21 protein-coding genes and 1 pseudogene are annotated in these 23,982 nt (G+C 72.1%); 12 read left to right on the forward strand and 10 right to left on the reverse strand.

Going from position 1 to position 23,982, the window contains the following annotated elements; all coding sequences use genetic code 11:
• The 3 genes from ACZ49J_RS03950 to glgB form a co-directional block, all read left to right on the forward strand.
• Window positions 1-453 (forward strand): alpha-glucosidase C-terminal domain-containing protein (locus ACZ49J_RS03950; RefSeq protein ID WP_468347907.1); only part of this gene is annotated, 453 nt, incomplete at its 5' end.
• Between the two features lie 26 nt (window positions 454-479).
• On the forward strand, window positions 480-1,844 hold the full coding sequence (locus ACZ49J_RS03955; protein WP_467457510.1) for a maltokinase N-terminal cap-like domain-containing protein: 1,365 nt from the start codon (window positions 480-482) through the stop codon (window positions 1,842-1,844).
• A gap of 187 nt (window positions 1,845-2,031) precedes the next feature.
• Window positions 2,032-4,167: a 1,4-alpha-glucan branching enzyme gene (glgB, locus tag ACZ49J_RS03960; protein WP_467457517.1), complete on the forward strand. Its 2,136-nt coding sequence runs from the start codon at window positions 2,032-2,034 to the stop codon at window positions 4,165-4,167.
• A gap of 272 nt (window positions 4,168-4,439) precedes the next feature.
• Here glgB and ACZ49J_RS03965 read toward each other — a convergent pair whose 3' ends face one another.
• The gene (locus tag ACZ49J_RS03965; protein WP_467457508.1) at window positions 4,440-4,970 is read right to left on the reverse strand and encodes a hypothetical protein; all 531 of its coding nucleotides are present in this window, start codon (window positions 4,968-4,970) and stop codon (window positions 4,440-4,442) included.
• A gap of 263 nt (window positions 4,971-5,233) precedes the next feature.
• Here ACZ49J_RS03965 and ACZ49J_RS03970 point away from each other — a divergent pair, with 263 nt between their 5' ends.
• The 3 genes from ACZ49J_RS03970 (at window position 5,234) to ACZ49J_RS03980 (ending at window position 9,257) form a co-directional block, all read left to right on the forward strand.
• Window positions 5,234-5,734, forward strand: a complete 501-nt coding sequence (locus ACZ49J_RS03970) for a hypothetical protein (protein WP_467457506.1) — start codon at window positions 5,234-5,236, stop codon at window positions 5,732-5,734.
• Window positions 5,735-5,839: 105 nt separating this feature from the next.
• The gene (locus ACZ49J_RS03975) at window positions 5,840-7,759 is read left to right on the forward strand and encodes an AMP-dependent synthetase/ligase (protein ID WP_467457505.1); all 1,920 of its coding nucleotides are present in this window, start codon (window positions 5,840-5,842) and stop codon (window positions 7,757-7,759) included.
• 217 nt (window positions 7,760-7,976) lie between these two features.
• Complete coding sequence (locus tag ACZ49J_RS03980; protein ID WP_467457504.1) at window positions 7,977-9,257, forward strand: DUF4032 domain-containing protein; 1,281 nt, start codon at window positions 7,977-7,979, stop codon at window positions 9,255-9,257.
• Here the strand turns inward: ACZ49J_RS03980 and ACZ49J_RS03985 are convergent.
• Window positions 9,218-10,090: a universal stress protein gene (locus ACZ49J_RS03985; RefSeq protein ID WP_467457503.1), complete on the reverse strand. Its 873-nt coding sequence runs from the start codon at window positions 10,088-10,090 to the stop codon at window positions 9,218-9,220. The two genes, ACZ49J_RS03980 and ACZ49J_RS03985, sit on opposite strands and share 40 nt — an antisense overlap.
• A 162-nt stretch (window positions 10,091-10,252) precedes the next feature.
• Between ACZ49J_RS03985 and ACZ49J_RS03990 the strand changes: the two genes are divergently transcribed.
• From ACZ49J_RS03990 to ACZ49J_RS04000, 3 genes are read left to right on the forward strand one after another with little or no spacing between them, the layout of a single operon-like run.
• Window positions 10,253-11,929: an NAD(P)/FAD-dependent oxidoreductase gene (locus tag ACZ49J_RS03990; RefSeq protein ID WP_467457502.1), complete on the forward strand. Its 1,677-nt coding sequence runs from the start codon at window positions 10,253-10,255 to the stop codon at window positions 11,927-11,929.
• Complete coding sequence (locus tag ACZ49J_RS03995; protein WP_467457501.1) at window positions 11,926-13,425, forward strand: ATP-binding protein; 1,500 nt, start codon at window positions 11,926-11,928, stop codon at window positions 13,423-13,425. Before ACZ49J_RS03990 ends, ACZ49J_RS03995 begins: the two co-directional genes overlap by 4 nt.
• Window positions 13,422-13,775, forward strand: coding sequence for a UBP-type zinc finger domain-containing protein (locus ACZ49J_RS04000; RefSeq protein WP_467457500.1), 354 nt, complete (start codon window positions 13,422-13,424; stop codon window positions 13,773-13,775). Before ACZ49J_RS03995 ends, ACZ49J_RS04000 begins: the two co-directional genes overlap by 4 nt.
• Window positions 13,776-13,800: 25 nt before the next feature.
• Here ACZ49J_RS04000 and ACZ49J_RS04005 read toward each other — a convergent pair whose 3' ends face one another.
• The 3 genes from ACZ49J_RS04005 to ACZ49J_RS04015 all read right to left on the reverse strand — a co-directional run bounded on the left by ACZ49J_RS04005 (window position 13,801) and on the right by ACZ49J_RS04015 (window position 16,066).
• The gene (locus ACZ49J_RS04005; protein WP_467457499.1) at window positions 13,801-14,640 is read right to left on the reverse strand and encodes a ribonuclease BN; all 840 of its coding nucleotides are present in this window, start codon (window positions 14,638-14,640) and stop codon (window positions 13,801-13,803) included.
• 58 nt (window positions 14,641-14,698) lie between these two features.
• Complete coding sequence (locus tag ACZ49J_RS04010) at window positions 14,699-15,466, reverse strand: aminoglycoside adenylyltransferase family protein (RefSeq protein WP_467457516.1); 768 nt, start codon at window positions 15,464-15,466, stop codon at window positions 14,699-14,701.
• 108 nt (window positions 15,467-15,574) lie between these two features.
• Entirely contained in the window at window positions 15,575-16,066 is a 492-nt protein-coding gene (locus ACZ49J_RS04015; RefSeq protein ID WP_467457498.1) for a VOC family protein, read from the reverse strand.
• 199 nt (window positions 16,067-16,265) lie between these two features.
• On the opposite strand from ACZ49J_RS04015, the gene ACZ49J_RS04020 reads away from it, so the two are divergent.
• On the forward strand, window positions 16,266-17,477 hold the full coding sequence (locus ACZ49J_RS04020; protein WP_467457497.1) for a 4-hydroxybenzoate 3-monooxygenase: 1,212 nt from the start codon (window positions 16,266-16,268) through the stop codon (window positions 17,475-17,477).
• Here ACZ49J_RS04020 and ACZ49J_RS04025 read toward each other — a convergent pair.
• Window positions 17,474-18,136 (reverse strand): maltokinase N-terminal cap-like domain-containing protein, encoded by a 663-nt coding sequence (locus tag ACZ49J_RS04025; protein ID WP_467457496.1) that lies wholly within the window; start codon window positions 18,134-18,136, stop codon window positions 17,474-17,476. The genes ACZ49J_RS04020 and ACZ49J_RS04025 overlap by 4 nt on opposite strands.
• A gap of 223 nt (window positions 18,137-18,359) precedes the next feature.
• On the opposite strand from ACZ49J_RS04025, the gene ACZ49J_RS04030 reads away from it, so the two are divergent.
• The gene (locus ACZ49J_RS04030) at window positions 18,360-19,463 is read left to right on the forward strand and encodes a TRM11 family SAM-dependent methyltransferase (protein ID WP_467457495.1); all 1,104 of its coding nucleotides are present in this window, start codon (window positions 18,360-18,362) and stop codon (window positions 19,461-19,463) included.
• A 98-nt stretch (window positions 19,464-19,561) separates the two neighbouring features.
• On the opposite strand, the pseudogene ACZ49J_RS04035 reads toward ACZ49J_RS04030, so the two are convergent.
• Both ACZ49J_RS04035 and ACZ49J_RS04040 read right to left on the reverse strand, forming a co-directional pair.
• Window positions 19,562-19,944, reverse strand: a pseudogene (locus tag ACZ49J_RS04035) (TolB family protein); the annotation flags it as partial.
• A 66-nt stretch (window positions 19,945-20,010) separates the two neighbouring features.
• Window positions 20,011-20,511 carry a DUF6328 family protein gene (locus ACZ49J_RS04040; protein WP_467457494.1) on the reverse strand — a complete coding sequence of 167 codons (501 nt, stop codon included), beginning with the start codon at window positions 20,509-20,511 and terminating at the stop codon, window positions 20,011-20,013.
• A gap of 146 nt (window positions 20,512-20,657) precedes the next feature.
• Between ACZ49J_RS04040 and ACZ49J_RS04045 the strand changes: the two genes are divergently transcribed.
• Window positions 20,658-22,415 carry a cholesterol oxidase substrate-binding domain-containing protein gene (locus tag ACZ49J_RS04045; protein ID WP_467457493.1) on the forward strand — a complete coding sequence of 586 codons (1,758 nt, stop codon included), beginning with the start codon at window positions 20,658-20,660 and terminating at the stop codon, window positions 22,413-22,415.
• 59 nt (window positions 22,416-22,474) lie between these two features.
• Here the strand turns inward: ACZ49J_RS04045 and ACZ49J_RS04050 are convergent, their stop codons facing one another.
• Both ACZ49J_RS04050 and ACZ49J_RS04055 read right to left on the reverse strand, forming a co-directional pair.
• Window positions 22,475-23,305 (reverse strand): DUF1206 domain-containing protein, encoded by an 831-nt coding sequence (locus ACZ49J_RS04050; RefSeq protein ID WP_467457492.1) that lies wholly within the window; start codon window positions 23,303-23,305, stop codon window positions 22,475-22,477.
• Window positions 23,306-23,308: 3 nt separating this feature from the next.
• Window positions 23,309-23,713 (reverse strand): hypothetical protein, encoded by a 405-nt coding sequence (locus ACZ49J_RS04055; protein ID WP_467457491.1) that lies wholly within the window; start codon window positions 23,711-23,713, stop codon window positions 23,309-23,311.
• Window positions 23,714-23,982: the final 269 nt, after the last annotated feature.

Consider the following 23,982-nt stretch of genomic DNA (forward strand, 5'->3'; position numbering starts at 1 on the left):
TGCGACCCCGGCCGGCTCTACCTGCCCACGATCATGGACCCGGTCTACGGCTACCAGGTCACCAACGTCGAGGCGTCCATGTCGTCGCCCTCGTCACTGCTGCACTGGACCCGCCGCATGATCGAGATCCGCAAACAGAACCCCGCCTTCGGCCTGGGCTCCTACACCGAACTCGCCTCCAGCAACCCCGCCGTCCTCGCCTTCCTGCGCGAGGCCCCCCCGACGGAGGAGGGCGGGGACGACCTGGTGCTGTGCGTGCACAACTTCTCCCGCTTCGCGCAACCCACCGAACTCGACCTGCGCGCCTTCGCCGGCCGCCACCCCGTCGAACTCATCGGCGGAGTCCGTTTCCCCGCCATCGGGGAACTGCCGTACCTGCTCACTCTCGCGGGCCACGGCTTCTACTGGTTCCGGCTCTCCCGAGTCGCTCCCCGCGCCCGCCGAGAACTCTGAGCGAGCCCGCGAAAGGACGCGTCATCATGGCGAAGACCGAGACCGTTTCGCTCCGTCCGAGGAGCCGGGGCAGAATCCACCCGATGGCCTCGCTCAGCGGAATGCTGCGGGAGTGGCTGCCCCGGCAGCGGTGGTTCGCGGGGAAGGACCGGCCCGTCACCGATGTGACGCTGCTGTCGATGACGGAGCTGTATCCGGGCTGTCTGCATCTGCTGGTCCACGCCGAGCACGCGGGACGGCGCACACCCGGCGGTACCTGCTCGTCCGGTGACTGCTACCAGCTGCTGCTGGGCGTGCGGGAGCACCTGCCGCCCCGGCTCGCCGGTGCCTTCATCGGACGGGCGCAGGACGGTCCGCTCGCCGGTCTTGCCGTGTACGACGCCTTTCACGATCCGCGGTCGGCGGCGCTGCTGCTGGAACGGCTGCGGCACCCCGGGACGGCGGGCCCGCTGGTCTTCGAGCGGGACCCGTCGGTGCCCCTGCCGGCCGCGCTCGCCCCGCGGCTGCTGGACGCCGAGCAGTCCAACTCCTCGATCGTCTACGGCGACGCGTTCATCCTGAAGGTGTTCCGCCGGATCCAGCCGGGCGTCAACCCCGATCTGGAGGTGCCGTCGGCGCTGGCCCGGCAGGGCTGCGCGCGGGTGCCCGCGCCCGTGGCGTGGATCCGCACCACCCGGCCGGACGCCACCCTCGGCGTGCTCCAGCCGTTCCTGCCGGGTGCGTCCGACGGCTGGACCCTGGCCCTGGACGCGCTCGCCGACGGCCGGGACTTCACAGCGGCGTCGTACGAGTTGGGGCGGGCCACGGCCGAGGTGCATCTGGCGCTGGCCACCTCCTTCCCCACCGACACACGGAGCGAGAACGGGCCCGCCGCCGTCGCGATGGCCGCGCGGCTGGACGCGGCCGCGCACTGCGTGCCCGCCCTCCAGCCGTACGTTGCCGGACTGCGGACCACGTTCGAGACGTTCGGTGCGTGCGGGGCCGGCCGTACCGTGCAGCGGATCCACGGCGATCTGCACCTGGGGCAGGTGCTGCGGGCCGACCGTGAGTGGTTCGTCATCGACTTCGAGGGCGAGCCGTCCCGTCCGCTGGCCGAGCGCCGAAGCGCGCAGTCGCCGGTGCGCGATGTCGCCGGGATGCTGCGGTCCTTCGACTACGCGGCCCGGACGCGGCGGCCGTGGCATCCGGAGTGGGCGGACCGCTGCCGCGAGGGGTACTGCGCGGGCTACGCGGACGGGGCGGGCTGGGACCCGCGCGCGGAGCCCCAGCTGCTGCGCGCGTACGAAACGGACAGAGCGGTGTACGAGGTCGTCTACGAGGCCCGGCACCGCCCCGACTGGCTCCCCGTACCGATGGCGGCGATCCGACGGCTCGCCACCCGAGGAGGCTGACATCGTGGCCCTGCGTGACCCCTCTCGCTCCCAGCACGCCCAGCCGGTACCGGCCGAAGCCCTGCGGCCGGGCGGCAGATCCGGCCATGACAGCCGCAGGCCGTCCGGCAAGCACAGCTCCGCCGTCCGCCGGGGGCCCACCGGCAGATCCTCCCCGGAGCACCGGGGGCCGTCCGGGGCCGCTCCCCTGGACGGGGGCGACCGGGCACGCCTTCTGTCGGGCGCGCACCACGACCCGCACGCGCTGCTCGGCGCGCACCCCGGGCCGGACGGCGTGACGTTCCGGGCCCTGCGCCCGTTCGCGCGTGAGGTGAGCGTGGTGGCCGAAGGGCGTCGCACACCCCTCGGCAGCGAGGGTGACGGGCTGTTCTCCGGGGTCCTGCCGCTGGACGCGATCCCCGAGTACACGCTGCTCGTGTCGTACGACGGCGCCGAGTACGAGGTCCACGACCCGTACCGCTTCCTGCCCGCGCTCGGCGAGTTCGATCTGCACCTCATCAGTGAGGGGCGGCATGAGCAGTTGTGGAAGGCACTCGGGGCCGAGCCGATGGAGCACCAGGGCGTGACCGGCACCCGCTTCACGGTGTGGGCGCCCAACGCCCAGGGGGTCAGGGTCGCCGGGGACTTCTCCTGCTGGGACGGCACGGCGTTCCCGATGCGGTCGCTCGGCTCGTCCGGGGTGTGGGAGCTGTTCCTGCCCGGGATCGGCGAGGGCGAGCGGTACAAGTTCGAGATCACGACCCGGCACGGTGCCCGGTTCCTCAAGGCCGATCCGATGGCCCGGCGTACCGAGGCCCCGCCGGCCACAGCATCCGTCGTGACCGCCTCGCACCACCAGTGGGGCGACCGGGAATGGCTCGCGCACCGCGGCGACACGCCCGTGCACGAGGCGCCGTTCTCGGTGTACGAGGTCCATCTGCCGTCCTGGCGGCCCGGGCTGACGTACCGGGAACTCGCCGAGCAGTTGCCGCCGTACGTGAAGGACATGGGCTTCACCCACGTGGAGCTGATGCCGGTGGCCGAGCATCCTTTCGGCGGTTCGTGGGGCTACCAGGTCACCGGGTTCTACGCGCCCACGGCCCGGCTCGGCACCCCCGACGACTTCAAGTACCTCGTCGACCGGCTCCACCAGGCCGGCATCGGCGTGATCATGGACTGGGTGCCCGCGCACTTCCCGCGGGACGACTGGGCGCTCGCCCGGTTCGACGGGTTTCCGCTGTACGAGCCCGGCGACTCCCGTCGTGCCGATCATCCGGACTGGGGCACGCTCGAGTTCGACCTCGGGCGGACCGAGGTGCGGAACTTCCTGGTGGCCAACGCGGTGTACTGGTGCGAGGAGTTCCACATCGACGGCCTGCGCGTCGACGCCGTCGCCTCGATGCTGTACCTCGACTACTCGCGCGAGCCGGGCCAGTGGACACCGAACGAGCACGGCGGGCGGGAGGACCTGGACGCGGTGCGGTTCCTGCAGGAGATGAACGCGACGCTGTACCGACGGGTGCCGGGCGTGGTGACGATCGCGGAGGAGTCGACCGACTGGGGCGGGGTGACGCAGCCGACGGACTGGGGCGGTCTGGGCTTCGGGCTGAAGTGGAACATGGGCTGGATGCACGACTCGCTCGGCTACATGGCCAAGGACCCGGTGCACCGCAAGCACCACCACAACGAGATGACGTTCTCGATGGTGTACGCCTACAGCGAGAACTACGTGCTGCCGATCTCCCACGACGAGGTCGTCCACGGCAAGGGCTCGCTGGTGTCGAAGATGCCGGGCGACTGGTGGCAGCGGCGCGCCAACCACCGGGCCTATCTGGGCTTCATGTGGGCCCACCCCGGCAAGCAGCTCCTCTTCATGGGACAGGAGTTCGCCCAGGGAGCCGAGTGGTCGGAGGAGCACGGACCCGACTGGTGGCTGCTGGACCCGGCGTACGGGGCGGAGGCCGACCACCGCGGGGTACGGGACCTGGTGCGCGACCTCAACTCCGTCTACCGCGAGGTTCCGGCCCTGTGGGAGCGGGACAGCGATCCCGGTGGGTTCCGGTGGGTGGCTGTGGATGCCGCCGAGGACAACGTGTTCGCGTTCCTGCGGTTCGCGGCGGACGGCTCACCGCTGCTGGCGGTGTCCAACTTCTCGCCCGTGGTGCGGCACGGGTACGGGCTGTGGGCGGCGGAGGGTGTGGGTGCGTGGGAGGAGGTGCTCAACACGGATGCCTTGCGGTACGGGGGCAGCGGTGTGGTGGGCGCACCGCCCGTGTGCCCCGACCGTGGCTGCGTGCGGCTGACACTGCCGCCGCTGGCCACGGTGTGGCTGCGCCCGGCGTAGGGGGGTGTCGCCCCCGCCGCCCCTACCCGTCCCACCTTCAGGGGCGCTGCCCCTTCGACCCCGCCGGGGCTTCGCCCAGGGCCCCGTTCGGGGGCCGGCCCCCGGACCCCCGCTCCTCAAACTCCCCCAGCTACCGCTGGGAGGTGCCCCCAAGGTGCTGGATTTTGCAGCCTGTCCGGCGTTTGAGGACGAGGCCGAAGGCCGACAGCGGGGGTCTGGGGGCGCAGCCCCCAGGGACGGGACGGGTAGGGGCGGCGAGGGCGAAACAACCCTCAGCCCGGCCCCTGCTCCGCCTCCCGCTGCAGAAAGCTGCTGACCTGGCAGGCCAGCCCCTCCCCCGTCCCGTCCAGGGCCGCGTCGCGGCCCAGAAGATCCCCTTGACCACCAATGCCGCCCGCCCACACATAGCGGTCGGCCCATTCCTCGTCCGTCCTCAGCTGGATCTGGATGTCCATACGCGCCAGCGAGGCATCGACGGCCGCGGCGTAGATGACGGCCGTGGCACGCCGCAGCGGGTAGAGATCGAATCCTTCGATGAACTGGGAATTGCGCCAGTCGAGAAACGCGCTCTCCCCGTCCGGCCCGGTCCGCACGTCGAACTGACCGTCCTCCACGTGGATTCCGAAATGCGTACTCGCACGGTTCTCCACGGTCACCCGGAACCGGAAATAAACGAGCCCCTCGGCCGCGTCGTCACGCCCCCGCGGCGGCTCCGCCCGCTCCACGCCATGGACGCGTACACGCAGGCCCGCGTGCCCACCGTCGCACTCCTGCCAGTCCCCGATCACATTGGGCACGCGCACTCTCCACCTCCCGACCTCAGCGAAAGGCTTCCTATCCACGCGCCGGAGGCACTGTCAAATGGGCGAGAGATCCCGTTGCCTGGGCATTTCCCCCAAGTGATCAGCGATCAAGCCGTGCGCAGCCACGATTCGTCACGCCGCCGCCCACACCTCGATTCCTCACGTGCCACACATCACACTTCCGCAGTACTCCACCACCTCGCGAGCACGCTGTTCCCGCATGATCAGATACGGAGTAAGCGGTTGCTGGCACACTGCCCCGCATGGCTCCCTTCACGCCCACGCGCGCCCTGCTCCTGCTCACCACCGGGCTGGTCTGTCTGACGACCGCGACAGGGGCCATCGTGGGCGCTCTCCTCGGGGGCGCGGTCGTCGCGCTGCCTGCGGCGGCCGGTGCCGGTGCGGCCGGTCTCACCGGCTCGTACCTCGTGCGAAGACGGGCACTCGCCGGCTTCGCCGAGGCGCAACGGGAGGCCGGTCTGCGCGGGTACGGCGAGGGGATCGCGCACGGTGTGCTGCTGCACGTCACCGTGTACGAGGCCGCTGTCTTCCCCCTGTCCGGTCCCCGCGGCGTCAGTGCCGAGGAGCGCCTGGCGCGGCGCACCGTCGCCTATCGCATGGCGGCACTGGAGGAGGTGCCCCGTCGTGTCCGGGAGGCCGCGGCCGACGCGCTCGCCGCCCTCGACGAGGCCGACCGTGCTCGCTCCGAGGAGGCGCTGGCCCGGCTCGCCGGTGCGGTGCGCCAGGAGTACGCCCGGCCGTGACGGCGCTCTCCTTGCTCAATCGCCCCACGGGCGGGCGCCACATGCGCTACGTTCGATCACTGCCAGTTCACCACCGGCGACACGCAGGAACGACACAGGAAGCGCATGCAGACCTTCCGGACCTCCGCCCCTCTGGTCGCGCCCCTTGTGACGGGAGGGCTCGCCGACAGTGTCTTCGACATGGCGAGCCGTGATCCCGGCCTGCCGTTGATCGCGCGCCGCACCGATGGCGCCACGGGCGCATGGACGCAGGTCAGCGCCATCGAACTGCGGGACGAAGTGATCGGCCTGGCGAAGGGGTTCGTCGCGACCGGGATCCAGCCGGGCAACCGGGTGGCCATCATGGCGCGCACCCGCTACGAGTGGACGGTGCTCAGCCTCGCCCTGTGGACGGTGGGCGCCGAGGTCGTACCGATCTATCCGACGTCCTCGCGCGACCAGGTGCAGTGGATCCTGGGCGACGCCGACTGTGCCGGAGTCGTGGTCGAGGACGCGCAGGGGGCGATGACGGTGGGCTCGGTCTGCGCCGGGCTGCCCCGGCTGCGCCACGTGTGGCAGCTGGACGACGGGGCGCTGGAGCAGCTCGCGGAGCGGGGCTCGTCGGTGCCCGAGCCGACCGTCGACTCGCTGCGCCGGATCGTGATGCCGGACTCGACCGCGGTGATCGCCTACACGTCCGGTACCACCGGGCGTGCCAAGGGGTGTGCCCTGTCGCACCGCGGCCTGGCGAGCCCCTGCGACACCTACCTGGCCGGCTGGCGGCACACCGCGGCACCCCAGGGTGTCCAGCCGGCGGTTCTCGCCTTCCTGCCCTTCTCGCATGTGTACGGCCTGATGATCCAGAGCCTGTGTCTGCGGGGCGGGATCCTCATGGCGCACGAGCCCGAGCTGCGCGACGAAACGCTCGCCGCCGACTTCCTGTCGTTCCGGCCGACGTTTCTCTACGGCGTTCCGTCCGTCTTCGAGAAGATCTACAAGAACTTCCTCAGGCGTGCCCAGGAGACGGGCCGGGGCGCCCTGTTCGAACGTGCGGTGCGTACCGCTCGGGACTACGCGCTGGCGGCCGAGCGGCACCGGCTGGACAGGGGCAACGGGCCGGGAGTCGACCTACGGCTGCAGCACGCCTTCTATGAAAAGACCGTGTACCGGAAACTGCGGGCCTCGCTGGGCGGCCGGGTGTGCGGGGCGGTGTCCGGCGGTTCTCCCCTCAATCGTGATCTCGCCCTTTTCTATTCGGGCATCGGCATTCTCGTCCACGACGGTTACGGGCTGACGGAGACCTGTGGCGGCATCACGGCCCAGCCCGTGGGGCGGGAGAAGTTCGGCACCGTGGGGCGGGCGCTGCCGGGTGTGGACATCCGGGTCGCGGACGACGGGGAGATCCTGGTGAGCGGTCCGTCGCTGTTCCAGGGGTACGTCAACGACGAGCTCGGCACCCGGACGGCCCTGCGCGGCGGCTGGCTGGCCACCGGCGACATCGGGCGGCTCGACTCCGAGGGCTATCTGTCGATCACCGGGCGCAAGAAGGAGATCATCGTCACCAGCGGCGGGAAGAGCGTCGCGCCGGCGCCGCTCGAGGAGCTCCTGCGGGTGCATCCGCTCATCCACCAGGCGGTGGTCGTCGGCGACAACCGGCCCTGCGTCGGGGCTCTGATCACCCTGGACCCCGACTTCGTGCAGCACTGGCGGCGGGCCCTGTTCGACCAGGCTGACGCGTCCGGCCCGGGTGCGCGAGAGGAGAACGCGCTCCGGCAGGAGGTGCAGCGCGCCATCACCGCGGCCAACAGCACGGTGTCACGCTCGGAGTCGATCCGGGTGTTCCGCATCCTGCCGGAGCCGTTCGACGTGGCCAACGGACTGCTGACCCCCTCGATGAAGCTGCGCAGGGACGCCATCACGCGGCGGTACGAGGGGGAGATCGACGCGATGTACCAGTCCTCGCGGGCGGCCCGCCGGGGCTTGCCGGCCGTGGACGAGTCGTTGAGCTGGGACGAAGCGGACGATGTGTTCCGGCGTGTGCGGTGAGTGCTTTTCGGGGGCCGCTACCGGAGAGCTGGCTGGCGTTGTCTTCGCGGCCGCGGGCCGTGTGCGGCTGGTCGCGCAGTTCCCCGCGCCCCTTGGGGGGCACCGCCCCCGCCAGGTTGACGTGACAGCCCTCGAAGTGCGGTGATGCTCCTCGGGCACGGCGCTGAACCGAACCGTGTCCGACCGACAGACGACCGTGAGGCGAGGCACGACAACGATGGCATTGCAGATCAGCGCCACGAACCCGGAGCATCCCGCGCTGCTGCTGGAACTGCCGTGGCACCTCCCCCTGGAGGAGTGGCCCGAGCACCACCTCGTGCCGCTGCCGCGCGGCATCTCGCGGCACGTGGTGCGCTACGCCCGCGCCGGCTCGGAGGTCGTCGCCGTGAAGGAACTCGCCGAGCGGCCCGCCGTGCGGGAGTTCGAGCTGCTGCGGGACCTGGACCGGCTGGGCATCCCCACGGTGGACGCGCTGGCGGTGGTCACCGGCCGCACCGACGCGAGCGGGGCCTACCTGGAGCCCGTCCTGATCACGCGGCACCTGCGCGGCTCGATGCCGTACCGGTCGCTGTTCGAGACGACGATGCGGCCCGCCACCATGCACCGCCTCATGGACGCTCTGGCGGTGCTGCTGGTGCGGCTGCACCTGGCCGGGTTCGCCTGGGGCGACTGCTCGCTGTCCAACACGCTGTTCCGGCGGGACGCGGGAGCCTACGCGGCGTACCTGGTGGACGCCGAGACCGGCGAGCTGCACCCGAGGCTCAGCGACGGGCAGCGCGACTACGACCTCGACCTCGCCCGGGTCAACATCAGCGGCGAGCTGCTCGACCTGGAGGCGTCGGGGGCGCTGCACCCGTCCGTGGACCCGATCGAGTTCGGTACGGAGATCTGCGCGCGGTACCAGAGCCTGTGGCGGGAGCTGACCCGCACGTCGGTGTACCCGGCGGGCAAGCACCACTACATCGAGCGCCGTATCCGCCGCCTCAACGAACTCGGCTTCGACGTGGCCGAGATGCAGATCACCCACTCGAACAACGGGGACAGCGTCACGTTCGTGCCCAAGGTCGTCGACGCCGGTCACCACCAGCGGCAGCTGCTGCGGCTCACCGGTCTGGACACCGAGGAGAACCAGGCGCGCAGGCTGCTGACCGACCTGGAGAGCTGGATGGCCACCCAGGACGACTACGCGCCCGGCGATCCCCTCGCGGCCCGCCCGGAGGTACTGGCCCACCGCTGGGTCCGTGACGTGTTCCGGCCGACCGTGCGGGCGATACCGCTGGAACTGCGCGGTTCCATGGACCCGGCCGAGCTGTACCACGAGCTGCTGGAACACCGCTGGTACCTGTCGGAGCGGGCCCAGCACGACATCGGTCTGGACACGGCCGTGAAGGACTACGTCGACAACGTCCTGCCCAAGGTGCGTGCGACGCTCCCCGAGGCCGCCGTGGCCGAGCCGGTTCAGGAGGGCGGTACGACGGCCACCGGGCAGGGCGCGTGATGCACGAGGGCGTGGGCGACCGAGCCGATGCGTGAGCCGACCGCGCGGCGGTGGGCTCGCCGCCCTGCCACCATCAGCTGGGCCCTCCCGGCCACCGAGAGCAGCACCTGGGCCGCGCTGCCGATCTCCACGTGCTCGGTGACGGGCACGTCGGGGAAGCGTTCACGCCAGGGCCGCAGCGCCTCGCCGAGCGCCTTCCTCTCGTACGGCTCCAGGCCCCCGGCCTCGTCGGCGAGCTTCATCGAGCCGGGGCTGTAGGCGAACACGGGCGGCAGGTTCCAGGCCCGTACGGCTCGCAGCCCGGCGCCGCGGGCGGCGGCCGTCTCGAAGGCGAAGCGGAGGGCGGCGGCACTGTCGTCGGGGCCGCCGTGCTGGCCGACGACGATCTCGCGGCCGCCCGCCTCGGCTTCCGGGTGGTCGTCGGAGCGGACGAGGACGACGGGCCGTTCGGCCTCGGCGAGGACCTGCTGGCCCACGGAGCCGAGCAGGAAACCGACGATCGCGCCGTGCCCGCGCGAGCCCAGCACCAGCGTCTCGGCTTCCGCCGCCGCGGCCACCAGGGACTCGACCGCTCCCCCGTCGAGGATCTCCGCGGTCACGGTCAGGCCCGGGTGCCGTTCGGTGGCGGCCCGCTCGGCCTCCCCCAGCAGGTCGCGTGCCCACTCTGCCTGGGTGTCCTGGTCCGCGGCGATGCCGACGTCGGCCGACTGCCACTGCCAGGCGTGCACGATCCGCAGGGGCAGGTCGCGGCGGACGGCCTCCCGGCCCGCCCAGGCCGCGGCGGCCTTGCTCTCGGGCGTTCCGTCCACTCCCACGGTGATCGGGCGGGTCATACGGCTGCCTCCCCCTCGCTGGGTCGCTGTCGTGCGTCTCGTACGGACCGTTCCTTCCCCGGCACCCTGGGTGCATCCCCATTGCGGAGCGGAACGGGACGATCGACCATACGATGGCCGGGAGCGAGCGCCGATCGGTACTCGGGGCGGGATGGGAGACGCATGGCACAGGCCGCCGGCCCGGCACGGAACGTCATTCTGACCGTGGACGACGATCCGGGGGTGTCACGCGCCGTGGCCCGGGATCTGCGCCGCCGGTACGGCGAGTCGTACCGGATCGTGCGGGCCGAGTCCGGCGAGAGCGCCCTGGAGGCGCTGCGGGAGCTGAAGCTGCGCGGTGACCAGGTGGCGGTGCTGCTGGCCGACTACCGGATGCCGCAGATGAACGGGATCGAGTTCCTCGAGCAGGCGCTGGACATCTACCCCGGCGCCCGGCGGGTGCTGCTGACGGCGTACGCCGACACGAACGCGGCGATAGACGCGATCAACGTCATCGACCTCGACCACTACCTGCTGAAGCCGTGGGACCCTCCGGAGGAGAAGCTCTACCCGGTCCTCGACGACCTGCTGGAGGCCTGGCGGGCCGCGGACCGGCGCTGCGTGGGTGTGACGAAGGTGGTCGGGCACCGGTGGTCGGCGAGGTCGTCGGGCGTACGGGAGTTCCTGGCCCGCAACCAGGTGCCGTACCGCTGGTTCTCGTCCGACGAGCCGGAGGGGCGCAGGCTGCTGGCGGCCGCCGGTTCGGACGGCGAGCGGCTGCCGCTCGTGGTCACGCCGGACGGTGCGCCGCTGGTGGCGCCCGAGGACGCGGAGCTCGCCGACCGGGTGGGGCTGGCGACGACGCCGGCGGAGGAGTTCTACGACCTGGTCGTCATCGGCGGTGGGCCGGCCGGGCTCGGGGCGGCGGTGTACGGGGCCTCGGAGGGCCTGCGGACCGTGCTCGTGGAGCGTTCCGCGACGGGCGGGCAGGCGGGCCAGAGTTCACGGATCGAGAACTACCTCGGCTTCCCCGACGGTGTGTCCGGGGCCCAGCTCACGGACCGGGCGCGGCGGCAGGCCACGAAGTTCGGGGCCGAGATCCTCACGGCGCGCGAGGTCACCGGTCTCGAGGTCAACGGGGCGTCGCGCACGATCCGGTTCTCCGACGGTTCGGCGATCGCCGCGCACAGCGTGATCCTCGCGACCGGCGTGTCGTACCGGCAGCTCGACGCACCGGGCTGTGTGGACCTGACCGGGTGCGGGGTGTTCTACGGATCGGCGCTGACCGAGGCCGCCGCCTGCCAGGGGCACGACGTGTACATCGTGGGCGGGGCGAACTCGGCGGGTCAGGCGGCGATGTATCTGGCGCGGCACGCCAAGTCGGTGACCCTGCTGGTGCGCGGGGAGTCGCTGGAGGCGTCGATGTCGCACTACCTGATCCAGCAGATCGACGGCATGCCCAACATCACCGTGCGGACGGGCACGGTCGTGGAGGCCGCTCACGGCACGGATCACCTGGAGCAGCTCACCTTGCGGGACGTGGCGAGCGGGCACACCGAACTCGCCGACGCGCAGTGGATGTTCGTGTTCATCGGTGCCGCGCCGCTGACGGACTGGCTGGAGGGCACCCTGCTGCGGGACGAGCACGGGTTCGTCCTGGCCGGTCCCGACCTGACCGCCGACGGCGGGCCGCCCCCGGGCTGGGAGCTGGACCGGCCGCCGTACCACCTGGAGACCAATGTGCCCGGCGTGTTCGTCGCCGGGGACGCGCGGTCGGAGTCCGCCAAGCGGGTCGCGTCCGCGGTCGGAGAGGGAGCGATGGCCGTGATGCTCGTCCACCGGTATCTGGAGCAGTCATGAGCGGGCAGCCGCTGCCGTGCGACGTGGAGGAGCTCGGCACGCTCTTCCTGTTCGAAGAGCTGAACGGTGAGCAGCTCGCGCGTCTGTGTCGTGAGGGCCGGGTGGAGAGGGCCGAGCCCGGTTACGTCTACCGGGAGGGTGAGCCCGCCACCTGCTTCTACGTCCTTCTCGAAGGGACCCTGGTGATGTCGCGCCGGGTCGGGAACGACGACGTGGAGATCAGCCGCACCTCCCAGCGCGGGGTGTACGCGGGCGCCATGCAGGCCTATCTGGGCGACCCTGACCATGCCCGCTACAAGGGTTCCGCGCGGGTCACCGAGCCCTCGCGGTTCTTCGTGCTGCCGGCCGAGACGTTCGCGTCCGTCCTGCGCGAGTGGTTCCCCATGGCGGTGCATCTGCTGGAAGGGCTCTTCTTCGGCAGCCAGAACACCCAGCGGGCGATCGGGCAGCGCGAACGGCTGCTGGCGCTCGGCTCGCTGTCGGCGGGTCTCACGCACGAGCTGAACAACCCGGCCGCGGCGGCGGTCCGGGCCACCTCGGCGCTGCGCGAGCGGGTGGCGGGCATGCGGCACAAGCTCGGCGTGATCGCGGCGAGCCCCTCCAAGCGCGACATGCTGGAGACGCTGGTCGAGATCCAGGAGCGCACGGCCGAGCAGGTGGCCAAGGCGACGCCGCTCAGCCCGCTGGAGGCCTCCGACCGGGAGGACGCGCTTCAGGAGTGGCTGGACGACCACGGCATCGAGGGCGGCTGGCAGCTCGCGCCGACGTTCGTGCAGGCCGGCCTCGACACCGACTGGCTGGAGCAGGTCGCGGCGGCCGTGGACGAGCAGGTCCTCGAAGGCGCGGTGCGCTGGCTGAACTACACGGTGGAGACCGAGCTCCTGATGAACGAGATCGAGGACTCCACCGCCCGTGTCTCCAGCCTGGTGAACGCGGCCAAGCAGTACTCGCAGCTCGACCGGGCGCCGTACCGGATCGCGGACGTGCACGAACTCCTCGACAGCACGCTGCTGATGCTGTCGGGGAAGATCGGTTCGAGGATCGAGGTGGTCAAGGACTACGACCGCTCGCTGCCGCGTGTCCCGGCCTACCCGGGTGAGCTGAACCAGGTGTGGACGAACCTGATCGACAACGCCGTCGCGGCGATCAACGACGCGGGCGGTGAGGGCACGCTGACCGTGCGCACGGCGCTCGACCAGGAGCGGTTGCTGGTCGAGTTCCGCGATACGGGGCCCGGGATTCCGCCGGACATCCGTGGCCGGATCTTCGATCCGTTCTTCACGACCAAGCCGGTCGGACAGGGCACGGGACTCGGGCTGGACATCTCGTGGCGCATCGTCGTCAACAAGCACCACGGGAGTCTGGAGGTGCAGTCCGTGCCGGGCGACACGCGGTTCCAGGTGCGGCTTCCGCTGACGGCGGACTCCGACACACCCGAGGCGCCCGGGACACATGAGGCACCTGAGGCGTTCGCGACTTCTGAGGAGGCGTCATGACCCTGCCCGCCGGGATCGATCCGAGCGCCGCGCCGAGCGGGCCGGGCTGCGCGGAGTGCGACACCGGAGGCGGATGGTGGTTCCATCTGCGCCGCTGTGCCCAGTGCGGGCATGTCGGCTGCTGCGACAGCTCTCCGGCCCAGCACGCGAGCGCCCACGCCCGCGAGGCCGGCCATCCCTTCATCCGCAGCTACGAGCCGGGCGAGGCCTGGTTCTGGAACTACGAGACCTCCGAGATGTACGAGTCGGGCCCCGACCTGGCCCACCCGCTGGCCCACCCCGCCGACCAGCCGGTACCGGGGCCGGAGGGCCGCGTGCCGCCGAACTGGCCGGAGCTGCTGCGGCGCTGACCTGGAACAGGGGCGCGGACGGGCGTCATGTCGCCCGCCGCCGCTCCCAGGCATCGTGGACGTGGCGGCCCAGCAGCGCGCCGCCGAACACCACGAACCCGACGCCGATGAGCCAGGACTGCACGATCAGCACGGTGCCCACGGGACCGTAGGTGACCGCGTTGTCCACGATCAGCGGTGAGAACACCAGGAACGAGAACCAGCGCAGGCCCCCCAGTCCCGCCACGGTGGCCAGGGCCCCCGGCAGCAGCGCCCACCACGACACCCGTTCACCGAGCAGGAAGTGCTGTCCCCACCAGAAGAACAGCAGCCCGAAGAGCGCGCCGAGCGTGATGCGGACAGCCGACTGGGCCAGTCCCTCCCGCAGTACCGCGCCGCTCTGCGCCTCGGCGTACAGATACGCCGTCAGCAGGACGAGCCACACCACCTGGCGCCACACCGAGTGCCAGGGGCCCGCGGCCACCTCCCAGATCCTCTCGTAGCCGTTCTGCACGCTGGACGCGAAGGCCACGCCGAACAGCGCCAGGACCAGCACACTGAACGCGCTGGTGGTGCTCAGGACCTTCCGGGGAGCGGAGAACAGCTCCCGCACGGCCTCCGCCGGCCGCCCCGAAAGGCTCATGCCGTCGATCACCCACAGCGCGAAGCCCCGCTCCTGGAAGGGTGCGGCCGCCGCGACGACGATCAGCAGCGGCGCCAGGGTGACCAGGCCGAGAGCGGCGAAACCCATGGACCGGTGCAGGAGTTCCAGCTCGGCGCCGTGCTGCCAGAGCCGTCCGATGGCCGAGTCGTGCCAGCGCGCCCGCAGGCTTCGATGAGCCGCCACATACGCACGGTATGCAGGCCCGGCGCCGGTCCCCGGCATGCCCGCACACCCGCGGCGCCAGGCCACCCGACTGGAGCACCACGAAACCGGGCGTCCTTCAGTTCGCGGCCCTGTCGTGGATCTCGTCGGCCATGTACGTGGCGAGCGCGCGGGCCTGGGGCATGCGGGCCCGCCAGTCGTCCGGCTGTTCACCGCGGTAGGCCGCCCGGGCGAGGGCCAGAGCCGGGCGGTGCTCCGGCGGGAGGAGGCCGAGCGCCCAGGCGGCCGCCGCGTCCTTGGACCTGATGGTGCCGGTCGCGAGGGTCGTCCAGATTCGGGCCAGGGTCAGCAGGACGTTGCGGGTGTCGGGCTCCAGGTCGGCGAGGAGATCCGGGACGCCCGCGACGATCGCACGGCGCAGGTCCTCGTGCGGGACGGGTGCGAGGACCTCGGCGGGCGGCGGGCCCAGCAGTGCCGTGTCGCCGTGCAGCGTCATCGTGATGAGCGGGGCGAGGTCGGGGGTGACGGCGGGCTCGGGCACGGCACCCCGCTCGTAGTCGTCGCGGAGCCATTCGCCGTACAGGAAGTCGCAGCGCGGCGGGTAACGCCACGGGCGGACATCGTGCTGCGCGACGACGGTCAGCTCCACGGGGCGGGCCGGGCCGCCCTCGGCCCGGGGGCCGGACAGGCGCATGAGTCCGTCGCGCAGGGCGCGCCGCTCGTCCTGTCCCGTCCGGCGGCGGGCCACGGCCAGCACGTCGAGGTCGCTGCTCGGGCGCAGACCGTCAAGCACGGCGGAACCGTGCAGGTAGGCGCCGGTGAGGTCGTCGCCGAGGATGCGGCGCACCAGCTGCAGGACGTTCTCGAGCTGCGTCACGGGCGGGATGGTAGGCGGGCGGGGAGCCGTCGGGCCACCGGATTTCCGCCGTGCCCGTGACGCCGGGGGGCGGGGTGGCCGCCGATGCCGTGGGCAGGGGTGCCCGCGGCGTACGGGTCAGGCCACCGACGTCCCGTACATCTCGCCGAGGGGGTCGGCGATGAGTTCAACGCGGGCGCCGTCGGGGTCGCGGAAGTAGATCGACGTGCCGCTCTCCTCCTGGTGGTCCACGCCCGCCGCGACGATCTTGTCGCGCAGGCGGCGCCACGTGGTGGGTTCGACGGAGATGGCGACGTGGTGGAGTCCTCCGAGGACCTCCGCGTACGGGCCGAGGTCGAGGCCGGGGAAGTCGAAGAAGGCGAGCAGGTTGCCGTTGCCGAGGTCGAAGAAGAAGTGCGTGGAGCCCTGGTAGTCGCGGTTCTCGATCATCTCGGTGAGGGGGAACTCCAGCAGGTCCTGGTAGAACCGCACCGTCCGCTCGACGTCCGAGGAGAGCAGCGCCACGTGGTGCACACCGCGCGCGCTGCTCGCCGGGCGGTCCGCCGTCAGGTACTGGTCCCGGATGCGGGCGCGTTCCGCCTCGATCGCCGCGAGGTCCGCAGGCTCCACGTGCAACTCCTCAACACAGGCAGTTTGGATTTCAATCAGTCGGCGTTCGTTCACTCTAGGGCCGGGCGGCGCGTGGTCAACCAGGCGCGCGGAGGCGCGTCGAGGGCTCTGGGAGCGCGTTCCGGCCGGTTTCGCGCAACCTCCTCGTCAGTAAGTGGACTTGAGGTCGTGGTTTGGTGGGCGCCCGCATAATGGTCGGGTGACCACCCCCTCCGCCGTGCCGGTGCGGCACGTTCCCGTCGTGATCGTCGGTGCCGGACCCGCCGGGCTGACCGTGGCCAACCTCCTGAGGGCCGCCTCCGTCGACTGCGTCGTCCTGGAGACCGAGAGCCGGCAGTTCATCGAGCAGCGGCCTCGCGCGGGCTTCCTGGAGGAGTGGGCGGTGCGGGCCCTGGAACGGCGCGGTCTCGCCGACCGCATCGTGGAACGGGCGCCCACGCACACGGAGTTCGAGTTCCGCTTCGAGGGCGGGCGGCGGCGCTTGCGGTACACCGAGATCACGGGACACCACCACTACGTCTATCCGCAGCCGCTCCTGGTGACCGATCTGGTGCGCGAGTACGCCGACGTGCGGGGTGGCGACATCCTGTTCGGCGTGCGCGACGTCGAGCTCCACGGCATCGGCACCGAGCGGCCCTCCGTGTCGTACACCGACCCTGAGACCGGTGAACGGCGGCTGTTGCGCTGTGAGTTCGTCGCGGGCTGCGACGGGGCGCGCGGCGTGACTCGCACCGCGATGCCGGACGCGTCCACCACCGTCGCCCGACACGATCACGGCGTGGGCTGGCTGGCGCTCCTCGCCGAGGCACCGCCGTCCTCCGACTGCGTGGTCCTCGGTGTGCACCCGAGAGGTTTCGCGGGCCACATGGCGCGCAGCCCCGAGGTCACCCGCTACTACCTCCAGTGCCCGCCCGGCGACGCCCCGGAGAACTGGCCGGACGAAAGGGTGTGGTCCGAGCTCCACGCCCGCCTGGCCGTGGACGGCGCGCCGCCGCTCACCGAGGGCCGGCTCGTGGAGAAGCGCGTGCTCGACATGCACAACTACGTCACCGAACCGATGGCGCACGGACGGCTGTACCTCGCGGGTGACGCCGCCCACCTCGTGGCGCCGATCGCGGCGAAGGGCATGAACCTGGCGCTGCACGACGCGTTGCTCCTCGGTGACGCGCTCACCGCGTACTTCGGCAAGGGCGACGACAGCGGGCTGCGCGGCTACTCGGCGACGGCTCTGCGCCGGGTCTGGCACTACCAGGAGTTCTCACAGTGGCTCTCCGAGCTGTACCACGGGCCGTCGTCCGGTGACCCCTTCCGCGCGGGCGCGGCGTCCGCGCGTCTGCGCCGCGTCCTCGGCTCCCCTGCCGCCGCGACCAGCTTCGCCGAGCTGTTCCTGGGCAAGGAGACCGACCACTAGCTCCGGGAGCCGGTGTGCAGCACGGCGAACAGCCCGCGGGCGCGGGTGCCGTCCGGCAGTTGCCAGGCGCCGCCCACGTGGCCGATGGCGCCCTCGGGAAGCAGCGGTGAGCCGTCCGGCACGGGTCGCAGGACCCGGTGGAGGCGGAGGGTCGTGCCCTGTGGCGCCGGCAGCTCGGTGCCTTCCTCGTCGTCGGTGGCGGGGGTTGCGACATCCGGGGAGGTGAGGCCCGCACCGGCAAAGGAACGGGTGACCTCCCGGTCAGGGGTGTCGGTGACGCTCTGCGCCTGGGCCTGGACGCGCCCCGCGATCAGGGCCCACAACTGGGCGACCAGCACCGGGTCGTGGCAGCCGTCGTAGGCCCAGCGCCGCCCGAGGACCCCGTGCTCCATGGTGCCGATCAGAGCGTGCTCCGCGCCGTCGAGCGGGGCACCGCGATAGGTCATGGGAACCAGGTAGCCGGCCGGCTCGGGCCCGGAGGTGTCGTTGACCACCATGAACTCGATCCCGACCTCGCCCGCCGGGTCGTCCAGCCGGAAGCCGCCGGCCTTGGCCGGCTGGGGTTCACCGGCACCCCCGTACCACGGGCGGGAGGGCAGCCAGGTGGTGAGCAGTTCCAGCTTGGTGGGCTTGACGGTGGTGCGGTGTATGACGGCCATGTCCGAAGGCTCTCACGGAACTTGGCGCCCTGATAAGCTGTTTGATCATGACGTACTTCTTCCACCTCCGCTAGCCGCCCCGTCGGCACGACGCGGATCCACCCGGCGCCGACGATGCGGGACGGTCGTCCACCGTCCCGGGCTGCGACGTGGGAGAAAACGCCATCATGCGCATGCGGCGCGTGTTTGTTCGGCACCCCCGTCCCGGCACGCCGGCCGTCCTGTGACGGCGGCGCGCCTGGTGGCGCGGTGCGTACGCGGGCTGGAGCCCGCACTCGGCACGGAGATTCTGCGGACGGGCTCCGCGGCCATCGACTGGATCGGCCATCGCGAGGTGGGCTTCCGGACACGGACAACCGCTGACGGCGGCGTGCGGTTGCGGACCGCCGACGACGTCTTCCTGCTGGCCCGGCGCCAGGGCGACGCCGGACCGCACAAGAGCGACCTGGCCGCTCTGGCCGGGCTGGCCCGTGCGGTCGACCTGGAGGCTCTGGCCCGAGAGCGTCGGGCACGCGGCGGCCCGGCCCGGTTCGGCGGGATCGAGATCTCGGCGTCCTTCCTGGGGCGCAGGACGTACAACCGCTACGACATCGAGGACGCCGTGGGCCGGGTGCTGGCCGAGCGCGCCGGCGTGCCGTATCACACGCGTCGGCACGGCGAGCCTCCGCCGCCGGGACACAGCGGGTGGCGGCTGACACTGGACGGCACCCATGCCACCCTGCTGCTCCGCCTGGGCCGGCGCCCGGCACACCGGCGTGCCTACAAGAACGCGACGATTCCGGGCACGTTGCACCCGCCGGTCGCCGCGGCCATGGCCCAGGCGGCCGAGCTGCGTCCGGGCCAGCGGGTGCTTGATCCGTGCTGCGGGGCGGGGACGCTGCTCATCGAGGCCCACCACACGGTGCCGGGCACCACGCTGCTCGGATTCGATCTCGATCCGGCAGCGCGCCGGGCGGCACGGCACAACGCCGGGCCGCTCCCGGTCAGCGTGGAACGCGGTGACGCCGGTGCCCTCCCGGTCGCCGACCACAGCATCGACCGCGTTCTGTGCAACCCGCCGTGGGGAGACCAGGTCGACGCGGGCGGGCGCCTGACCGGGCACCCCGAACGGTGGTGGCACGAACTCGCCCGCGTCCTCACCGACGAGGGGCGTGCGATCGTGCTGCTCCCCGAGGCGGGCGGGCTGGGCCACGCCCTGGCACTCGGCCTGGCACCCGTCCACGTACAGCAGCTGAGCCTGTTCGGCAGCCGTCCGCTGCTGGTCCGGCTCGAACGGCAACGCACCCGGAGTCGCTCGCGGGAGCGGCGGGAAGCGGAGGTCGGCTAGGAAAAGCCCGGCAGAGTCCAGCAGAGTCCAGCAGAGTCCAGCAGAACCCCTCAGAAGCACCGCCCAGCAGCACCCGTCAGGACCCATGGGCGTCACGTGCCGTGGGTGCGCCGGCGCAGGCCGGAGCCGTCGGGGCGGACGGTCCAGATGTGGAACCCGCCGCCCTGGTAGGCGCAGAACGCGCTGAGCCCGCCGTCCGGGGCGTGCGTGGGCCGGTTGGGTTCGAGGTCCGGTGGGGTCAGGGGGGCGGGCGGTGCCTCCGGTGCGGGGGAGGGACCACAGGACGCTCTGGACCTCGGCCACCAGGCGGTGACCGGCGGGTGAGAGGGCCGCCGAACCGCTGGTGGCCTGGGCGAAGGACAGGTAGGGGCGGTGCGCGGTCGTGCCTGCGCCGGGGCCGCGCCCACGAGGGGACGGTGCCTGCGGCGGCGAGGAGTTGACGGGACGTTGGGCGGAAGGCGGTGCTCCGGTCACGGTCCATGGCAGTGCGCGCCTGCGCGCCGCCCGGCCCACGGGCAACACCACCATTCAGCCAACGGATGAAGTGTCATTCGGGGCCGCGGTGACGCAGGCGTGCCCAAATGGGCAGGACGAACCAGCACAGCAAGTACCAGGCGACGACCCCCGCCACCAGCCACGGCACGTAGTCGTCGTCGGTGGCGACGCGCAGCACCAGGAGCAGTGCCGCCGTCATCGTGGCCAGCAGGAGCAGGAGCCCGGCCAGGGTCAGCCGGGAGGCCCAGGTCACCGTCTGCGGCTTGATCCGCCGGCCGGAGACGAGCCGGTGGAAGGAGACCGGACCGATGAGGGCACCGGTGGCGGCGGCCCCGAGGACCACCGTCGCGATGTAGAGGTTCCGGTCCGTCTGCGACAGCTGCGGGTACCGAGGCATGAACACGACGGTGAGCAGGATGCCGAACAGGATCTGCACGCCCGTCTGGGCCACACGGACCTCCTGGATGAGCTCGACCCACTTGCGGTCGGCACGCTCCTCCTCCGTCTCGTCGCGGCCCCGGCCTCGGACCCAGTCGTCTGCGCTGTCGGACACCGTGGCCTCCCGGCTGCTTGGGCTCCTTGTGTTGGATGGCGAAGAGGTGTGCGTTGTGAAGCGCGTGTAGGGATCAGTTCACTCACACGTGTGAGGCTTTTTGACGGTATGGCGGTACCTGTCGATCGCCGCCTAGCGTGACCGGTGTGACCGAGCCTTCGAAGGGTGACGCTCGTGCCGCCTGGTCGCGTCGCGGTTTCCTGCTGACCGCTGCCTCCCTGACCGCCGGCCCGCAGTTCGCACTCCCGGACCGGGCCGCCGCGGCGGCCGAACTCCCGGGTTTTCCCGAGGGGGTCGAGCTCTACCGGTCCGCGTACCGCAACTGGGTCGGCGAGATCACCGCGGACGGGCTCTGGGCCTGCGCGCCCGCCGGCGCGGACGAGGTCGTCGCCGTGGTCAACTGGGCCCGGCGGCAGGGCTGGACGGTCCGTGCGCGGGGGGCCTCCCACGGCTGGTCCCCGCTGACCGTCCCCACCGGAACCGATCCCGGCACGCCGGTGCTGCTGGTCGACACGACCCGGCATCTCACCGGCCTGACCCTGGAGTCCACCGAGCCCGCCGCGGTGCGGGCGGGCACCGGCGCGACGCTCGAAGCCCTCCTCACCTTCCTGGAGGGCCATGGGCTCGGCGTCACGGCCGCCCCCGCTCCCGGTGTCCTCACCGTGGGCGGTGCCCTGGCCGTAGACGCGCACGGCACCGCCGTACCCGCCCGCGGGGAGCGCCCGCTGCCCGGGCACACGTACGGCTCGCTCAGCAACCTCGTGCTGTCGCTGACCGCGGTGGTGTGGGACGCCGGCAGTGACGCGTACGTCCTGCGCACCTACGGACGTGACGACGCGGACGGCACCGCCCTGCTCACCCACCTCGGCCGGGCGCTGGTCACCGAGGTCGTGCTGCGCGTGGGCGCCGACACCAACCTGCGGTGCGTCAGCCGGACCGACGTCTCCGCGGCGGAGCTGTTCGCGCAACCCGGCGGCGACGGGCGGACGTTCGCGAGTTTCCTTGACGAGGCGGGGCGGGTCGAGGCGATCTGGTTCCCCTTCACCGAGTTCCCCTGGCTCAAGGTGTGGAGCGTCGCACCGCGGCGTCCGCTCGCCTCGCGCCGGGTGACGTCGCCGTACAACTACCCGTTCTCCGACAGCGTGCCGACTCCCGTGGCCGATCTCGTCGGGCGGATGGTGACGGAGGGGGCCTGGTATCTGGCGCCGGTGCTGGGCGAGGCGCAGTTCGGGGCGGCCGTGGCCGGACTGACGGCGACGCGGTCGGCCGACATCTGGGGGCCGTCGAAGAACACGCTGCTCTACCTCCGGCCGACCACGCTGCGGGTCGGGACCAACGGGTACGCCGTGCTCACCTCGCGGGACCAGGTGCAGCGGGTCATCGCCGAGTTCACCGCCTTCTACCGGGAGCGGCTCACCGCGTACGCCGCCCGTGGGAGCTTCCCCGTCAACGGCACGGTCGAGATCCGCGTGAGCGGGCTCGACGACCCCTCGGTCACCGGGGTGGACGGTGCCCGGGCGCCCCTGTTGTCCGCGCTGCGACCGCGCGCCGACCGGCCCGAGTGGGACACCGCCGTGTGGCTGAACGTGCTGACCCTGCCGGGGACGCCGGACGCGGAGGCGTTCTACCGGGAGCTGGAGCGGTTCCTGCTCGGCACGTACGACGGCGGGTACGCCCTCACGAGGGTCGAGTGGTCCAAGGGCTGGGCGTACACGGACGCGGCCGCCTGGAGCGACGGGGACGTCCTGGGCGGGGTGGTGCCCGCGTCCTTCAGCGACGGCGACGGTGGCGCTGACGGTGACGATGACGGGCGGTCGGCCTGGGACCAGGCCGCCGACGCCCTGGACCGGCTGGATCCGCACGGAGTGTTCCGCAGCCCCCTCCTCGACCGGCTGTTTCCGTAGGACCGGCTGGTGCTTGCCCGGGCACGCCGCGGCCTGGCCGCCGGGCCTGCCGTCCGCGGTCACACCCTGCGCCAGCGTGCCATCGCGAAGGAGAACAGCCCGAACAGGACGAGGCCCGCGGCCACGACCGTCAGGGCCGTCGGGCCCAGCGGGGTTTCGGCGAAGGAGCGGAGGGTGTCGTCGAGCCCCTTGGCCTTGTCCGGCTCGTAGTCCACCGCGGCCCGTATCGCGAAGGCGCCCGCCACGGCGAACACCAGGCCGCGCGCCGCGCCACCCCCCACTCCGGCCGTGTCCACGGCCCTGCGGGTCCCCCGGGTCATCTCACCGAGCCGGAGATGCTTGTGGTAGCTGCGCATCACGGCCCGCGCACCGATCCACACACCCGCCACGACCACGCCCGTGCCCGCCGCGGCCACGATCCACTGACCGCCGGGCAGGCCGAGGGCCCTGGCCGTGACGTCCCTGGACTGTTCGTCGCTGGAGTTGCCGCCGCCGCTCCCCGCGCCCGCGGCGAACGACAGCACCGAGTAGGCGACCACCGCGTAGAAGCCGCAGCGCGCGGCCGAGGCCAGCCTCTTGCGCCAGGTGCGGCCGTCCGCGCCCGCCGCGCCGAACACCACCTCGGACAGTCGCCACAGCGCCATGCCCACCAGGCCGACGCCCAGCGCCCACAGCAGGACGGCTCCGAACGGCTTCTCGGCCAGCTCGGCGAGTGCTCCACCGCGGTCGGCCTGCCGCTCGCCGTCGCCGAAGGCGATCTGCAGGGCCAGCACGCCGACCAGCAGGTAGATGGCTCCGCGCGCGGCGAGGCCGGCCCGCGCCGCGCCCTCCGTCACCGACTCCCGGGCGACGCGGCTGTCCCGCGCCGCCACCCCGACCCTCAGCGCCACGGCTCAGCCGCTCGTCGTGAAGGGAGTACGGGCCGCCCGCCCTTCCAGCACGAGCTGTACCTGCAGCTCCTGGTCACCGGGAACGGCTCCGACCTCCTGGACGCTGAACGACTCCTCCAGGGCCTGCCTGAGATGCCGCACCGCGAGTGGACTGCCCTGGACGTCGGCATGCACGGGGCCCGACAGCGGCACGGCGTGCGGCTCATGGGGGTGGCCGGTCGGGTGCTCGGGATCGTCGAGCAGTTCGAAGGTGCCCGTCCACACGGTCGGGCGGTCGCGGTTCGCCGCGTGCGGCTCCTCGCCGACGCAGCGGTCCGAGGAGAAGCAGGTGCACAGGGCGTCGAACAGGAGGCCGGCGTCGTGCGCGGAGCAGTCGCTGAGAACCACCTGGACCTGTGACACGGGCATGGGGGTCACGTTCACGAGGGTCCTCCCTGTCGTCTGCGGGGACCATGCGGGTACCCCGAGCGCGCGGTCGAAACGGGGTCCCCGCATGTCAGGTCGCGGAACGCCGGCCGGCAGCCGGTACGCACGGGTGGGCCGGTACGCCGGCGAGGACCCCGCGGGCCCCGCCGGACCCCATGGGCACCACCGGCAACCGGTCGGCCTCTCGCGCGCAAGCGCACCACGGGAGGGGCGCCCAGGGCCGCGACGCCGCCGGACGTCGCGCTCGGTGG

Source organism: Streptomyces sp. NPDC030840, from assembly GCF_055572015.1.

Excerpts from the sequence above, each read along its gene's own strand:
- ACZ49J_RS03990 (WP_467457502.1), top strand. The coding sequence starts at position 10,253 with ATGGCACAGGCCGCCGGCCCGGCACGGAACGTCATTCTGACCGTGGAC.
- ACZ49J_RS04025 (WP_467457496.1), bottom strand. The coding sequence starts at position 18,136 with ATGGCCGTCATACACCGCACCACCGTCAAGCCCACCAAGCTGGAACTG.
- ACZ49J_RS04000 (WP_467457500.1), top strand. The coding sequence starts at position 13,422 with ATGACCCTGCCCGCCGGGATCGATCCGAGCGCCGCGCCGAGCGGGCCG.
- ACZ49J_RS03955 (WP_467457510.1), top strand. The coding sequence starts at position 480 with ATGGCGAAGACCGAGACCGTTTCGCTCCGTCCGAGGAGCCGGGGCAGA.
- ACZ49J_RS03985 (WP_467457503.1), bottom strand. The coding sequence starts at position 10,090 with ATGACCCGCCCGATCACCGTGGGAGTGGACGGAACGCCCGAGAGCAAG.
- ACZ49J_RS03970 (WP_467457506.1), top strand. The coding sequence starts at position 5,234 with ATGGCTCCCTTCACGCCCACGCGCGCCCTGCTCCTGCTCACCACCGGG.
- ACZ49J_RS03980 (WP_467457504.1), top strand. The coding sequence starts at position 7,977 with ATGGCATTGCAGATCAGCGCCACGAACCCGGAGCATCCCGCGCTGCTG.
- ACZ49J_RS03975 (WP_467457505.1), top strand. The coding sequence starts at position 5,840 with ATGCAGACCTTCCGGACCTCCGCCCCTCTGGTCGCGCCCCTTGTGACG.
- ACZ49J_RS04005 (WP_467457499.1), bottom strand. The coding sequence starts at position 14,640 with ATGCCGGGGACCGGCGCCGGGCCTGCATACCGTGCGTATGTGGCGGCT.
- ACZ49J_RS04055 (WP_467457491.1), bottom strand. The coding sequence starts at position 23,713 with ATGCCCGTGTCACAGGTCCAGGTGGTTCTCAGCGACTGCTCCGCGCAC.
- ACZ49J_RS03995 (WP_467457501.1), top strand. The coding sequence starts at position 11,926 with ATGAGCGGGCAGCCGCTGCCGTGCGACGTGGAGGAGCTCGGCACGCTC.